The sequence below is a fragment of the Promineifilum sp. (SeqCode) genome, from assembly GCF_041918635.1.
Taxonomy (GTDB): Bacteria; Chloroflexota; Anaerolineae; order Promineifilales; family Promineifilaceae; genus Promineifilum.
The window spans coordinates 1-14,930 of record NZ_JAYRVJ010000604.1; the positions used below are offsets into that span (position 1 = coordinate 1).

Annotated in this window: 12 protein-coding genes and 1 pseudogene; 3 read left to right on the forward strand and 10 right to left on the reverse strand. The window is 65.7% G+C overall.

The annotated features are described in order from the left end of the window. The 6 genes and pseudogenes from ACE3UY_RS17870 to hemH form a co-directional block, all read right to left on the reverse strand. Positions 1-515 (reverse strand): annotated as a pseudogene (locus ACE3UY_RS17870) (hypothetical protein); the annotation flags it as partial. Next, positions 505-912, reverse strand: a complete 408-nt coding sequence (locus ACE3UY_RS17875; protein ID WP_374688843.1) for a response regulator transcription factor — start codon at positions 910-912, stop codon at positions 505-507. The pseudogene ACE3UY_RS17870 and the gene ACE3UY_RS17875, both read right to left, overlap by 11 nt. Then, complete coding sequence (locus ACE3UY_RS17880) at positions 912-3,521, reverse strand: DEAD/DEAH box helicase (RefSeq protein ID WP_374688844.1); 2,610 nt, start codon at positions 3,519-3,521, stop codon at positions 912-914. Before ACE3UY_RS17880 ends, ACE3UY_RS17875 begins: the two co-directional genes overlap by 1 nt. 115 nt (positions 3,522-3,636) lie before the next feature. After that, a complete protein-coding gene (locus ACE3UY_RS17885; RefSeq protein ID WP_374688845.1) occupies positions 3,637-4,026 on the reverse strand; it encodes a PIN domain-containing protein in 390 nt (129 codons plus the stop codon). Continuing rightward, positions 4,016-4,321 (reverse strand): type II toxin-antitoxin system Phd/YefM family antitoxin, encoded by a 306-nt coding sequence (locus ACE3UY_RS17890; RefSeq protein ID WP_374688846.1) that lies wholly within the window; start codon positions 4,319-4,321, stop codon positions 4,016-4,018. Before ACE3UY_RS17890 ends, ACE3UY_RS17885 begins: the two co-directional genes overlap by 11 nt. Positions 4,322-4,420: 99 nt before the next feature. Then, positions 4,421-5,458 carry a ferrochelatase gene (hemH, locus tag ACE3UY_RS17895; RefSeq protein WP_374688847.1) on the reverse strand — a complete coding sequence of 346 codons (1,038 nt, stop codon included), beginning with the start codon at positions 5,456-5,458 and terminating at the stop codon, positions 4,421-4,423. A 459-nt stretch (positions 5,459-5,917) separates the two neighbouring features. On the opposite strand from hemH, the gene ACE3UY_RS17900 reads away from it, so the two are divergent. After that, on the forward strand, positions 5,918-8,425 hold the full coding sequence (locus ACE3UY_RS17900) for a heavy metal translocating P-type ATPase (RefSeq protein WP_374688848.1): 2,508 nt from the start codon (positions 5,918-5,920) through the stop codon (positions 8,423-8,425). Positions 8,426-8,626: 201 nt separating this feature from the next. Here ACE3UY_RS17900 and ACE3UY_RS17905 read toward each other — a convergent pair whose 3' ends face one another. From ACE3UY_RS17905 to ACE3UY_RS17920, 4 genes are all read right to left on the reverse strand, one after another. Further along, the gene (locus tag ACE3UY_RS17905) at positions 8,627-9,397 is read right to left on the reverse strand and encodes an amino acid ABC transporter ATP-binding protein (protein ID WP_374688849.1); all 771 of its coding nucleotides are present in this window, start codon (positions 9,395-9,397) and stop codon (positions 8,627-8,629) included. Between the two features lie 128 nt (positions 9,398-9,525). Further along, entirely contained in the window at positions 9,526-10,395 is an 870-nt protein-coding gene (locus ACE3UY_RS17910; protein WP_374688850.1) for a transporter substrate-binding domain-containing protein, read from the reverse strand. Positions 10,396-10,584: 189 nt separating this feature from the next. Beyond that, the gene (locus ACE3UY_RS17915; protein WP_374688851.1) at positions 10,585-11,241 is read right to left on the reverse strand and encodes an amino acid ABC transporter permease; all 657 of its coding nucleotides are present in this window, start codon (positions 11,239-11,241) and stop codon (positions 10,585-10,587) included. A 2-nt stretch (positions 11,242-11,243) separates the two neighbouring features. Then, the gene (locus tag ACE3UY_RS17920; RefSeq protein WP_374688852.1) at positions 11,244-11,915 is read right to left on the reverse strand and encodes an amino acid ABC transporter permease; all 672 of its coding nucleotides are present in this window, start codon (positions 11,913-11,915) and stop codon (positions 11,244-11,246) included. A 296-nt stretch (positions 11,916-12,211) separates the two neighbouring features. Here ACE3UY_RS17920 and ACE3UY_RS17925 point away from each other — a divergent pair, with 296 nt between their 5' ends. Together ACE3UY_RS17925 and feoB are read left to right on the forward strand one after the other, a co-directional pair. After that, entirely contained in the window at positions 12,212-13,258 is a 1,047-nt protein-coding gene (locus ACE3UY_RS17925; RefSeq protein ID WP_374688853.1) for an iron dependent repressor, metal binding and dimerization domain protein, read from the forward strand. A 117-nt stretch (positions 13,259-13,375) separates the two neighbouring features. Next, positions 13,376-14,930: ferrous iron transport protein B (gene feoB / locus ACE3UY_RS17930; protein ID WP_374688854.1), on the forward strand; the 1,555-nt coding region annotated here is incomplete at its 3' end.

A 14,930-nucleotide genomic window follows, 5' to 3' on the forward strand; every position in this document is an offset into this window, starting at 1 on the left:
CGGGCGCGGATGGGGGCCAGCTGCCCCAGCCCGTCGTGGAAAACGCCGCCAGCCGTCAGGCTGCGCAACACCTGCGACGGCGCGGCCAGCCACTCCGCCGCGCTCAGGTCGCGGTCGGGGACGAAGCCGAGGTGGTCGCGGAAGAAGCCGGCCACGGTGACGACGCGCACGGCGTGGTTAGCGGCCGGGTCGGGGGCGGGCGGGTCGGCGCGCCGCACGGCCAGGTCGACCGGTACGCCGTCAATCGCCGGCGGCAGTTCGCGCCGCAGCAGGTGGTCGATGGCCGCGGCATGGGCCGCCGCATCCTCGTCCGACAGGAAGAGCAAGAGTCGCGGCCCCCAACTGTGATCCATCGACTGCGGTGTGTCGAAGCCCAGCACCTCGGAGCCGGGGCCGAGCAGCGCCGCCGAGTGGGCCAGATTGGGGAAGTGGGCGGCCAGCAGCGGGCCGACGTGGCGGCGGTAGAGGTGTTCGCTCAGCGTCAGGCCGGGGACGAAGGTGGGGTCAGGCATCATGCCGGCTGTCGCTGAAGTAGCTCCCGCCGTCCAGCACCCGCCGGACGGCCGGCGCGATGCTCAGTGTGTCGTCTTTGAACACGTAGCCGCGCGCCCCGGCGGCCCGCGCCCCCGTAACGTAGTGCGGCTCGTGGTAGCCGGAGAGCATCAGGCAAGGCAAGTCGGGGAAGCGCTCGTGCAGCGCTGCCGCCAGTTCGATGCCGTTCATGCCCGGCAGCGATAGGTCGATCACCACCAGGTCGGGCCGCTCGGCCGGCTCCCGCGCCGCCAGATAGGCCAGCGCCTCCTCGCCCGAGGGTAAGACGCACGGCACACGCACGCTGGCGTCCTTCTCTAACAGGTGGGCCAGGATGTCGCCGAGGATTTTGTAGTCTTCAACTAATAGGACAGAGGGCATTAGTCGCGTACTGTACCCGTCCGCGCCAAGATCGCCAACAACTGTCGCGTCACCTCTTTTGTGTCCGGCCCAATATCGCCCGGCGGGCCGACACAGGCGGGGCAGCCGGAGCGGCACTGGCAGTCGCGCACCAGTTCCAGCGCCGCGGCCAACAGCTCGTCGTGCAGCTCGTACAGCCGCTCGCTGAACCCCACCCCGGCCGGCACGCGCTCGTAGATGACCAGCGTCGGCGCGCGCGTCACCGGGTTGAGCGATTCGGCCGACACGCTGATGTCCTCCGGGTCGCACATCAGGAACAGCGGGGCCAGGTTGCGCAGCACGTACCCCAGCCCGGCCAGCGCCGAGCGCGTCTGCTGCCCCGCTTCCGCCCGGCGGTGGCAGGCGGCGCACAGCGTCACCAGGTTGTCCAGGTGGTTGGCGACGCGGTAGTGCTCGTTCTCGCCCGGCGTGTAACCGTACTCGCGGAACGGCCGGATGTGGTGCACGTGCAGCAGAAAATCGTCGCCGCTCGCGCCGCACGTCCGGCAGCGGAACTGGTCGCGCTCCAGCGCCAGCCGGCGCTGCGTCTGCCAGTTGGGGCCGTAGTCGTTGGGGCGCAGCAGGATGCCCAGGTCGTACAGCCGGTCGGTCAGCGTCTCGCTGAAGACCAGCCAGTAGCCGGTGGTTTCTAGCGTCTGCGCCGGCAGGTCGATGGGGCCGAAGCCGAGCGTCTCGTGGGTGTAGCGGCGCACCTTGCGGTAGCCGGTGGCCTGGGTGATGACCGTCACCTCCCCGTGGGCCACCGTCAGCGCGTCGCGGGCGGCCGAGGCGTCGGCCGTCCGCTCGGCCACCGCCTCCAGCCGGCGAATGTTGCTGCCGACGGCGGCGCGGGTGTAGTAGTCCACCTCCACCGGGCGCACCTCAGCGATGCGCCCCTCCCAGTCGAGCCGATCCACCAGGTAGGTCTGCGCCTGGTGCATGTAGATGGCTCCCTCATAGGCCAGCATGGGCGCGCTGGGTAAATCCACCTCGCCGATGACCTGCGGGCTGCCCTCGCTGCTGTCCTGGATGACCACCGTCTCGTCGCCGCTGGCGCGCAGCGAGACGGACGTGGCCGGCGCGCTCTCGCCCAAATAGTGGTACTGGTTGCGCGTTCGGTGCAGGTCGCCGGCCGCGGCCAGGTCGTCCAGCACCGGCCCCACCGGGTCGAAGCCGCCGAACACCTCGTCGGCGGCGAAGGGCAATTCGTAGGCGGCGCACAACAGGTGGCGGGTCAGGATAGGCAGGTTGTCAGGGTTGGTCAGCGCGTGCTCCGGCGAGCGGCCGAACAGGTAGCGCGGGTGGAGGCAGAGATACTGGTCGAGCGCGCCGCTGCCGGCGATGAGGATGGCCGCCGAGCGGTCGGCCCGTCGCCCGGCCCGGCCGACCTGCTGCCACGTGCTGGCGACCGTGCCGGGGTAGCCGGTCAGCACCGCGGCGTCGAGCTGGCCGATGTCGATGCCCAGTTCCAGCGCGTTCGTCGCCACCACGCCGCGCACCGTGCCGTGGCGCAGCCCGGCCTCGATCTCGCGCCGCTCCAGCGGTAGGTAGCCGCCCCGGTAGCCGGCCACGAACGTCTCGCCGCGTCCCAGGTGGGCCAACTCGTCGCGTAGATAGCCTAGCAGCAGTTCCACTGTCTGGCGGGCGCGGGCGAAGACGATAGTCTGGATGTCCTGGCCCAGGAAGGTTACGGCGGCGTCCTTGGCCGTCAGCACCGCGCTGGCCCGCAGCCCCAACTCCTCGTTGACGATGGGCGGGTTGTAGAGCAGAAACTCCTTCTGCCCCTGCGGTGCGCCGTTCTGCAACTCGTCGATCAGGGTGAACGGTCGTTCAATCAATCGTTCAGCGTGTTCGCGCGGATTGGCGATGGTGGCCGAGGCGCAGATGATCTGCGGCTCGCTGCCGTAGAAGTGGCACAGCCGCAGCAGCCGGCGCAGGACGTTGGCGACGTGGCTGCCGAAGACGCCGCGGTAGATGTGAATCTCGTCCACGACGACGTAGCGCAGCGCGCCGAACAGCGCCCGCCACGACGGGTGGTAGGGCAGGATGCCGGCGTGGAGCATGTCGGGGTTGGTGATGAGGATGCCGCCGGCGGCGCGGATGGCGGAGCGTTTGCCGCGCGGCGTGTCGCCGTCGTAGGTGTGCACCTGGATGGGCAGGCGCGTGGCTGCGGTAGGGGCGGGTTTCAAACCCGCCCCTACCTGGTTGGCGGCGGCGATGAGCGCAGCCGTCTCCGTCTCCTGATCGTGGGCCAGCGCCTTGGTGGGGAAGAGGTAGAGGGCGCGGGCGTCGGGCTGCTCCAGCAGCCGTTGCAGGACAGGCAGGGTGTAGCAGAGCGATTTGCCGGAGGCGGTGGCCGTGGCGACGACGACGTTCTCGCCGCGGGCAGCGGCCTCCACGGCCGCGGCCTGGTGGGTGTAGAGCTGCTCGATGCCTCGCGCCCGCAGCGCCGCCGCCAGCCGCGGGTCGAGCGCCGCCGGCAGCGGGGCGTAGCGCGCCGGCCGGGCCGGGATGCGCTCCCAGGCGACGACGTTGCGGATGAAGTCGCGGTTGAGGCGGAGGTGGTCGAGCAGGGCGGGCAAGGTGGACATGGTTGGATTGAAACAAATGTGCTAACCGGCAGTCTAGCGGAGATCGGGCGGTGGGGCAAGTGGGGAAGAATGGGACGCTGATTCCTGCGCTGATCACGCGGCGAAAACCAGCGTCCTATCCATCGTAGAGGACGAATTCCACCTGGTTCGCCAACACCCCCGCCAGCCGCCGATCCCGCGTCAGCAGTGGCGAGCCGGCCACCGCGGCCGTAGCCGTGATGAGCGCGTCCATCCAGCCCAACCCGATCGCCCCATACGCCTGCATCCACTGCCCCGCCAGCCGGGCGGCCTCCGACGTCAACGGCAGCGGGACGAAGCGGGCCAGTAGCGCCTCGTGCCGCTCGATCTCGCCCGGGCGCAGGCTCCGCCACAGCTCCGCCTCGCTGAGAACCGACAGGTAAGCGGCTTGCTCGGCCAGCGCCTCGAAATAGGGCGCGATCCGTTGGCGGCCTCGATAGATGTCGATGAGCGCGCCGGTGTCAAACAGATAAGGTCTACTCGTCATGGCTCGCCGCCTGCCGCCACGCGCTGTCCCACTGCTCTCGTCCGCGGTTCAGCCAGTCGTCGTCGATATCTTCCCGGTCGCGCCACATTCCGAAGGCAGCCTGGGCTCCTTCGCTCAGCGGAGTGCGTCCGGACTCCTGGTTCTCCAGCCGCCGGTACTCCTCCAGGTCAATAAGCACCGCCTGTGGCCGCCCAAATGTCTCCACCACATAGGCCACCTTCTCTTCCTTGATCGCCTGTAGTACGTCCGTCAGCCGCTGTCTCAACTCCGTCGTCCCGATTTGTCGCTCTTCCATAGCCCGTCCTTGTATGGTTTATAGAGTTTGTAAACATTATAAACCGGCCGGCGGCTTGGGGCAATGGGCTGGGCGAGGGGATGTTGCTACAGGCTGATCTCATGGCGCTGTCCCTCGCGATCGACTGCTCTCCATCCAGCCGCTCAAGTGCGCCATGACGAGCCCCTCCAGCATGGCGACGTGGTCGGGCCGGTCGTTGAGGGCCGGGATGTAGCGCAATTCGCCGCCCCCAGCCTCGCGGAACTTGTGCGCCCCCTCACGGCCGATCTCGTCTACCGTCTCCAGGCAATCGGCCGAGAAGCCGGGGCAGATGGCGTCAATGCGGGTCAGTCCCTCGCGCCCCCAGGCCGCCAGCGTCTCGTCGGTGTAGGGCTGCAGCCAGTCGGATGGGCCAAAGCGGGACTGGAAGGTCGCGGCGTACTCGTCCGAGCCAAGGCCCAGCGCCTCGGCCACTAGCCGCGCCGTCGCGTTGCACTCGCCGGGGTAGGGGTCGCCCTTCCGGGCGTACTCCTGCGGGATACCATGGAACGACATCAGCAGGCGTTGGCCGCGGCCGTGGCGCGCCCAATACTCGCGGACGGAGGCGGCCAGCGCGGCGATGTAGTGCGGGTCGGCGTGGTACTGGTTGATGGTGCGTAGTTCGGGAACCCAGCGCCACGTGCGCAGTTCCTCAAAGACCGCGTCGAGCGAGGTGGCCGTGGTCGTGGCCGAGTATTGCGGGTAGAGCGGGAAGACCAGCACGCGACGCGCGCCGGCCGCGTCCAACTCGCGCAGGGCCGCGGCGATGGACGGCTCGCCGTAACGCAGGCCATAGATCACCTTTACCGCGGCCGGCAGCGCGGCGGCCAGCGCCGCGGCTTGCCGGCGCAAGATGACCAGCAGCGGCGAGCCGTCGTCAGTCCAGACGTGGCGGTACAATTCAGCCGACCGGCGGGGGCGGGTGTTGAGGATGACGCCGTGTAGCAGCGGCCGCCACAGCCAGCGCGGGTACTCGATGACGCGCTCGTCGCCCAGGAACTGGGCCAGGTAGGGGCGCAGGGCGGCGGTCGTGGGCGCGGCCGGCGTGCCGACGTTGGTCAGCAGGACGCCGATGGACGTGGGAGTGTGTTCCCGGGATGCGGGTTCGCGGAAGGGCACGATGGATTACTCCGAAGAAAGCATCCACAGATTTCACAGATTGAAGACGACGAGTCTGGGTTATCTGTGGGGATGCGATTCTGTCCTACGGGGGAGAATCGTATCAAATGTGGGCAAAGTTGTCCAAAACTATGCGCCAAGCACTGGCGTAAAAATTAGCGTTCATCAGCGTCCTATTCCCACCTGGTGAACGAGCTCTAAGCATACTCCTATCCCCCCTTGACTTCCCTCACCCCCATCCGCTAAAATTTAACCAACGTTAAATTCAACTCTAACGCCAATTAAGAAACAAGTTGCCGTTTTGTCACATCCAGGACGTGTCAAAAGACACTATCGCCGGATGGCGCGAGCGATTACACTAGACGTAGGCGTCCGGGGTGCACCTCTCTTACCCCCGGCCGCGGAGGGAATCCGGTGCGGCCTACTTTCCGAAACGGGCTGCACCCGGGGAGCAGAGCCATGTCCGACCAGAACCCGCTAACCCCCACTCAAGAAGACCCCACCTGCCTCCAACTCCTCGACCAGGCCGTCGCTGGCCAGAAGGGCATCATCGACGTGGCCGTAGACACGGCCGGCGAGACGATGACCTTCGCCTACGACCCGCGCCGCGTCGATGAGGACGACATCCTGCGCGTGGCCCACGAGGTCGCCCCGACGCTACAAGCCCGCTGGGAGACATGCACGATGCGCCTGGAGAAGCGCGGCGGCCGGGCGTGCGAATCGTGCGCCCTGGCCCTGGAGCGGCAGGTCGGCCAGCTGCCGGGCGTGCGCCGGGCCACGGCCAGCTTCGCCGGCGGCGTCATGGCCGTCCACTACGACAACGGCCTCATCACCTTCAGCGACATCGCCCAGCGCGTGGAGCAGTTCGGCGTGGGCGTCGGCCCGTCGGCCGCAGCCTTGCCCGTAGGGGCGGGTTTGAAACCCGTCCCTACAACGGGCCTGGCGCGGTGGCGCGAGTGGCTGACGCCACAACGCCTCCAAGCCATCTTCACCGTCGTCACCTTCGTCGCCATGCTCGCCGCCTGGCTCATCGAGCGCTTCGCCGCCGCGCCCGGCTGGCTGCCGGCGGCGCTCTACGTCGTCGCCTACATGGCCGGCGGCGCGTTCGGGCTGAAGGGGGGCGTCGAGTCGCTGCGGGCGCGCACCGTCGACATCGACCTGCTCATGATCCTGGCCGCCCTGGGCGCGGCCTTCGTCGGCGAGCCGTTCGAGGGGGCCATGCTGCTCTTCCTCTTCTCGCTGTCCAATACCCTGCAAGACTTCGCCCTCGACCGCACGCGCAACGCCATCCGCGCCCTGATGAAGCTGCGGCCCAACCAGGCCGAGGTGTATCGCGGCGACCGGCTGGTGACGTTGCCCATCGAGGAGGTGCGCGTCGGCGACCGGATGCGCGTCAAGCCCGGCGACCGCATTGCCCTGGACGGCACCATCCTCAGCGGCGCGGGCAGCGTCGATCAGGCGTCGCTGACCGGCGAATCCATGCCGGTCTATAAGAAGCCGGGCGACCCCTGCTTCGCCGGGACGATCAACAAGGATGGCAGCCTGGAGATCGGCGTCACACGGCTGGCCAAGGACTCGACCATCGCCCGGCTCATCCAGATGGTGGAGGAAGCGCAGAGCGAGAAGGCCAAAACACAGCGCTTCATCGACCGCTTCGAGCAGTGGTACGCGCTGGGCGTCATTCTGCTGACGGCGGCCGTGGCGGCCGTTCTGCCGCTCGTCTTCGGCCAGAGCTTCGACGCCGCCTTCTACACGGCCATGACCGTCATGGTCGCCGCCTCCCCCTGCGCCATCGTCATCAGCACCCCGGCCACTGTCCTGTCGGCCATCGGCAACGGGGCGCGGCGGGGCGTGCTGTTCAAGGGGGGCGTCTACGTGGAGGATGCGGCCACGGTCAAGGTCATCGCCTTCGACAAGACGGGCACGCTGACCGCGGGCGAGCCGCGCGTGACCGATATAAGGCTCTTGGAGGCAGCAGAAGACAACGCAAAGACACAAAAACGCGAAGACGCCAGTCGTGAAACATCTTTAGCGCCTTTGCGTCCTGGCGTCTTTGCGTTGAATTCGGAGAACGAGCTCCTTCGCCTCGCCGCGGCCATTGAGGCCCGCAGCGAGCACCCGTTGGCCAAGGCCATCGTGGACGAGGCCAAGGCGCGCGGGCTTGACGTGCCGCCGGTCACCCACTTCCAGGCCGTGGCCGGTCTGGGCGTGCGCGGCTCCGTCCAGGACGCGGATCACGGCCACGTGGACATCCACATCGGCAACCTGCGCTACTTCAGCGGCTACGAGGGCAACAGCCATCTGGAGCAGGTGGCGAGCATGGTGGCCGAACTGGAGGAGGAGGGCAAGACGAGCGTCATCATCGCCCTGGCCGCCGAGGGGTTGGCTGTGCGCTACCTGGGGGTCATCGCCCTGGCTGATATGCTGCGCGAGGACGCCCCGGCCGTCGTGCGCGAGTTGAAGGCCGCCGGTGTGGAGCGGGTGATCATGCTGACCGGCGACAACGAGCGCGTCGCCCGGCGCATCGCCGCGCAGGCCGGCGTGGATGAGGTCTTCGCCGAGCTACTGCCGGAGGACAAGGTCTCGGCCGTGCGCCACGTGCGCGACCACTACGGCCCGGTGGCGATGGTCGGCGACGGCGTGAACGACGCCCCGGCGCTGGCCGCGGCCACCATCGGCATCGCCATGGGCGCGGCCGGGTCGGACGTGGCGCTGGAGACGGCCGACGTGGTGCTGATGGGCGACGACCTGCGCAACATCCCCTACGTCATCCGCCTGAGCCGCAAGACGCGGCGGACGCTCATCGTCAACCTGGGCTTCGCCCTGTTCATGATTGGCCTGATGCTCGTCGCCATCTTCGTCCGCGACCTGCCGCTGCCCCTGGCCGTCATCGGGCATGAGGGGGGGACGGTGTTGGTGTCGTTGAATGGGTTGAGGTTGTTGGGGTATCGGGATCGGAAGAAGTAAGCAGTAAACAGTAGGTCAGTGCCGCCGTTGTAGCGCGGGTTGGCAACCCGCCTCTTCGCCCTGCTAAAAGAATGGCTACGGATGAAGACGGACGATACGGATATGAAATCCGTTTTGTCCGTCTTCATCCGTGGTAGGGGCGGGTTTCAAACCCGCCCCTACTGCGCCGGCAGACGCGGGATGCCATCCCGCGCTACAAGGTTAGTGATGGAGAATCTGGTTCAAGAACAACCTCGACCGCTCCTGCTGCGGGTTCTCAAAGAAGCTCTTCGGGTCGTTTTCCTCGACGATCTTGCCCTTGTCCATGAAGATGACCCGGTTGGCGACCTCGCGGGCAAAGCCCATTTCGTGCGTCACCGCCAGAATGGTGTAGCCGCTCAGCGCCAGGTCGCGCATCACGTCCAGCACTTCCTTGATCATCTCCGGGTCCAGGGCCGAGGTCGGCTCGTCGAACAGCAGAATCTTGGGCTGCATGGTCAGCGCCCGGGCGATGGCCACCCGCTGCTGCTGCCCACCCGACAGCTGTGTCGGGTACTTGTTGGCCTGCTCCGGGATGCCGACCCGGGTGAGCCATTTCATTCCCAGTTCTTCGGCCTCCTGGCGTGACCATTTGCGCACCCGAATCGGCGCCAGCGTGACGTTGTCGAGAACTGTCTTGTGCGGGAACAGGTTGAACTGCTGAAATACCATGCCCACGTCACGGCGAATCTCTCGGACATTGCGCAGGTTGTGGGTCAACTCAATCCCGTCAACGACGATGCGGCCTTTCTCGTGGCTTTCCAGGCGGTTGATGCAACGGATCAGGGTCGACTTGCCGGAGCCGGACGGCCCCAGAATGACAATCACCTCGCCCGGCTTGACCCGCAGGTTCACACTCTGCAGCGCTTCGAACTTGCCGAAAAATTTGTGTACATCCTCGCAAATAATGATGTCTTCAGCAGCACTTGCGGTTGACGGTGCGGTTGTGTCCATTGTCACTCAGCCTCCCACTTGGATTGATCCACGAAGCTACGTTGTCTGTGGGAGGAGAACTCATCGTTCCGGCCGGAGGCTCTCCGAATTCGAACCGATGAATCCCCCTTCCCGCTGATAATATACGGCTAGAATTCGGGGAACTCCGGCAGCGGCTCGCCGAACCACTTAATGGACAGTTCGTCCAGTGTGCCATTCAGCTTCTTGGTGTAGATGAAGGCGTTCACCCAGTCGATGATCGCCGTCTCGCCACGCAGCGCGCCAATGTGGCACGGCGACTGCTGGATGACGAACTTCGACTCAATGCCCATCTCGGGGTTGTCGCGCATGAGGCCGGCGGCGATGGAGTTGCCGGTGACGATCAGGTCAACCTGCCCGGAGATGAACGCCTGGGCGGTAGTCGCCTGGTCGGGATAACGGACGATCTCGACACCCAACTCTTCCGCGGCCGCGGTGAAGGCCAGCTCTTCCATAGTGCCCAGCGTCGCGCCCACTTTGTAGGGGACGGTGTCCTCGACGGTGCTCGCTTCAATCGAAGCGGGACCGAAGACGGCCCAGAAGAACGGGGCATAGGCGTTGGAAAAAGCGATCACTTCGGCGCGGGCCGGCTGCACGCCCATATTGGCGACAACCAGATCGACGCGGCCGGAGCTTAGATAGGGAATACGGTTGGCGCTGCTGACCGGAACCAGTTCCACTTCAACGCCCATTTCTTCGCCGATCAGGTTGGCGATGTCCACGTCGTACCCCTCATAGGAGCCGTCGGCGGTCTGGGTTCCAAACAGCGGCGTGTCTTGCGGGATGGCGATCCGGATCTTCCCTTCGGACTTAATCCGGTCGAGGCTCTGCGTGCCGTCGGAGGTTGCAACCTGAGCGCCGGCATCCGTGTTAACTTCCGCGGCGGGGGCAGCGTTCCCACAGGCAGCCAGCGCCAGGACCAAAATCACGCTGAACAGGGCCATAACGAACAGACTGTGTTTCTTTGATGAACGGTTCATTTTGCTCTCTCTTGGTTCAAATCTCTACCGAGTTTCACAATGACCGTGACCGCTCCCGTGCGGCCCGGGTCGATACATTCGGTATAAAGCAGATGTGGGCGGAGATCATCTCATAAACGCTCTCCTCTCTTAACCATCCCCGTTAAGAGCCGCTGAGCGGCCCACCTATCGCGCTGGTTTATCATGACCTTACGCCTGGCGAGCGGCGAGTTTGCTTTCCAGGACCTTGCTGTAACGCGACAGGGGAAAGCAAATCACGAAGTAGATCGCGCCCACCATCAAGAAGATGGTGAACGGGCGAAAGGTGACGTTGTTGAGGATCTGCCCCTGCCGGGTCAGTTCCACGTAGCCGATGATGGCCGTCAGCGACGTGTTCTTGACCACCTGAACCAGGAACCCGATTGAAGGTGGGATCGAGATTTTGATCGCCTGGGGGAGGATCACGTGCCAGAGCTGTTGCAGGAAACTCAAGCCCAACGCCGCGCTGCCTTCCCATTGCCCGCGGGAGATGGACTCCACGCAACCCCGCCAGATGTCGGCCAGGAAAGCCGAGGTGTAGATGGTCAACGCAATACCGGCCGACAACAGGGGCGAAATGTTGTAACCGATCAAGATCGGCAGGCCGAAGAAGATCAGGAAGAGTTGCACCAGGAGCGGCGTCCCCTGGAAGAACTCGATATACAGACGGCTAATCCACCGCAAGGGCCTGATGGGCGAAATGCGCATTACCATTACGAGCAGCCCCACAGCGCCCCCAAAGGCGAACGCGATGACGGACAACATCAGGGTCCACCGGGCGGCCCCCAGCAGCATGGTCAGCGTGTTGGCAAAGTCGAAGTCTTGCATGATTACCTTTGGGGGATCTTGGCGAACGCCAGCGCCTGGAATGCCTGGAACATGCCCCGGAACAGGTAGGACAGGGCGAAGTACACGACGAGGATGAAGATGTACACCTCAAAACTGCGGAAAGTCCGCGAAGAGATGTAATTGCCCGTGAAGGTCAGCTCATGCACCCCGATGGCCGAGATGACGCTGGAGCCGAGCATGAAGAGGATGAATTGATTGGTGATGGAGGGGTAGACGGCTCGGAATGCCTGAGAGAGGATGATGTCCTTGAAGATCTGGAACCGGGTAAGTCCCAGCGCATTGCCCGCATCGATTTGCCCTCTGGGCAGCGACTCGATGCCGGCCCGTATGATCTCGGTGGCGTAAGCGCCGGTGTTGATCGATAGCGCAATGACGCCGGCCACGGTCGCGCTGATCTTGAACCCCATGCTGGAGAAACCAAAGTAGAAGATGAACAGCTGCACCAGGAAGGGCGTGTTGCGAATCATCTCCACGTAGGCCCGGATGGGCGCCATAAAGATGGGGCGCTTGGTGGTCTGCAGGCCGGCCAGTACCGTTCCGATGGTCAATCCCGCAACGGTCGCGATCACGCAAATCAGGATCGTCAGCAGGGCGCCATCGACGATCAACCCCCAGTATTGGCGGATGAAATCGAATGAAGGTGTGTAATCCATCTAGATCCCCTTTGGTTCGATGCGGTAGAGGCCAGTGGTGAAGGACATCCCGAAGAAATCACCCGGTTCTCTGCGTTTGTCTATGGTTAGCTGTGAAGCTACGTTACGGAATCATACTTTGTGAAGTTTATCACAAGCGGCCCGGAGGCCGCATAAGCGCGGCATAAAGATGGTGTATGGAAATGTTAAAGATGGGGTAAGGGAAAAGGGGAAGATATGACATTCGTCACTACCCGCGCCCCTCCATACCGCCCATAATAGAAGCAGGTAAATCTTGATTTAGGTAAGCCAAAATTATGTCCGCTCTCATCGATCCGCGTCTGGCTCTCGCCATGGTAGCTGCTCTGGCCCTGCTGGTCGCCCTCTTCTGCTGGCCGCGGCGTGGCCTGTGGGCGCGCTGGCAGCGGGCCAGGCGCTTCAGCGAGCGCGTCTATCGCGAGGACGCGCTCAAGCACATCCATAAGGCCGAGGCCAAGGGCCGCCGGCCGACGCTGGAAAGCATCGCCGGGGCAGTCGGCGTCGGGCTGGATGAGGCCGCCCGGCTGGTCGGCGCGCTCTCCGCCGATGGCCTGCTGGAAGACCGCGCCGGCACGCCCGCGCTGACCCTACAAGGCCACGAAGTGGCCGTCCACATCATCCGCGCCCACCGCCTGTGGGAGCGCTATCTGGCCGAAGAAACCGGCTACGACGAAGAGGAGTGGCACGGCCAGGCGGAGCGCCGCGAGCATGACCTCACGCCGGCCGAACTGGAGGCGCTGGCCGCCCGGCTGGGCCACCCCACCCACGACCCCCATGGCGACCCCATCCCCCGCGCCGACGGCCACCTGTTGCCCCACGGCGGCCAACTGCTGTCCACCCTGCCGCTTGACCAGCCGGCGCGCATTGTCCACCTGGAAGATGAGCCGGAGGCGATCTATGCCCAATTGGTGGCCGAAGGGCTGTACCCCGGCCAGATGGTGCGCGTCGCGGCCGTCGGCCCGGAGCGCGTTCACTTCTGGACCAATGGCGACGAGCACGTGCTGGCCCCCATTCTGGCCGGCAATATCTTCGTCCGGCCGCTACCTACGGAAGAGGTGGAACACACCGCCGCCGGTCGGCCGCTGACCGCCCTGAAGTTGGGCGAGAGCGGACGGGTGGTGGCGCTGGCCGCCGGGCTGCGGGGACAGGAGCGCCGCCGGCTGCTCGACCTGGGGCTGCTGCCGGGCACGGTGGTGACGGCCGAACTGCGCAGCCCCGGCGGCGACCCGACCGCCTACCGCATCCGCGGCGCAACGATCGCCTTGCGGGCGGAGCAGGCGCGGCTGATACGAGTGACGAATGACGAACGACGAGTGACGAGTTAAGAGGCTCACGCAAAGGGCCCAAAGAAGCAAAGAACGCCAAGAAGAAATAAGAAAGGCTTTTGCGTCTTTTTCTTAACTTGGCGGCCTTTGCGTGAGCCTCTTCCTAACCAACAACGAATGAAACCTGAAGAGAATCCCTGCGCCACGTGCCCGCTGCACAGCCCCGGCCCACTGGAGCGCCACGGCCTCGACATGGGCGACGCGGATTATGTCGTGGCCCTGGCCGGCAACCCCAACGTGGGCAAGAGCACCGTCTTCAACGCCCTGACCGGCTTGCGCCAGCACACCGGTAACTGGCCGGGCAAGACGGTGGCTCGGGCCGAGGGCGGCTTCACCTACGACGGCCACCGCTTCAAGCTGGTTGACCTGCCGGGAACCTACTCCCTGCTCTCCACCAGCCGCGACGAGGAGATCGCCCGCGACTTCATCCTCTTTGGCCGGCCCGACGTGACGCTCATCGTCGTGGACGCCTCGCGGCTGGAGCGCAACTTGAATCTGGCCCTGCAAGTGCTGGAGATCACCGACCGGGCCGTCATCTGCCTGAACCTGGTGGACGAGGCGGCGCGGCGCGGCGTGACCGTCGATCATAGGCGGCTGGCCCGCGACCTGGGCGTGCCCGTCGTGCCCACCGCCGCCCGCCAGGGGCGCGGTCTGGACGACCTGCTGCGCGCGATCAATGACGTGGCCGCTCAGCGCGGGGCCGCGGGGCGCGTCGCCGGCCGGCCCCACCGGGTGCAACACGCATCGGCCGTCGGCCGGGCGGTGGACGAACTGGCGGCGCACATCGGCGCGGCGCTGCCCGACCTGCCCAACGCCCGCTGGGTAGCCCTGCGGCTGCTGGATGGCGACGAGCGCATCGCCGCGGCCCTGCGCGATGGGGAATTGGCCCAACTGGCGACTGCCAGACCTGACAGGTGGACGGCGGATGACAATCCACCGGTGGATCACCGTCCGCCGCCCACCTGTCAGGCCTTACTAGATACCGCCGAGCGCCTGCGCTGGCAGATCGGCGCCAACTTCCACGAACAACTGATGGAGGATATTTACGCCGACGCCGCCCGGCTGGCTGACCGATCGGTCACCCGGCCAGACCCTCTCCCAGGGGGAGAGGGAGTCCGGCCCCCTCGCCCTTTGGGAGAGGGTTGGGGAGAGGGTCTGGCCGCCCGCTTCGACCTCGACCACGCCATCGACCGCGTCGTCACCAGCCGGCGCTGGGGCTTCCCGCTGATGATCCTGCTCTTCACCGTCGTCTTCTGGATCACCATCGCCGGGGCCAACGCGCCATCGCGCTGGCTGTCATTCGTCCTCATCGACACGCTCTATCCCTTGCTGCAGCGCGGCGCGACGACGGCTGGCTTCCCGTGGTGGCTGTCCGGCCTGCTCATCGACGGCATGTATCTGGCGACGGCCTGGGTGGTCAGCGTCATGTTGCCGCCGATGGCCATCTTCTTCCCGCTGTTCACGCTGCTGGAGGACTTCGGCTACCTGCCGCGCGTGGCTTTCAACCTGGACAGCGCCTTCAAGCGCTCCGGGGCGCACGGCCGGCAAGCGCTGAGCATGATGATGGGCTTCGGCTGCAACGCCGCCGGCGTGGTGGCGACGCGGGTCATCGACAGTCCCCGCGAGCGGCTGATCGCCATGCTGACCAACAACTTCGCCCTGTGCAACGGCC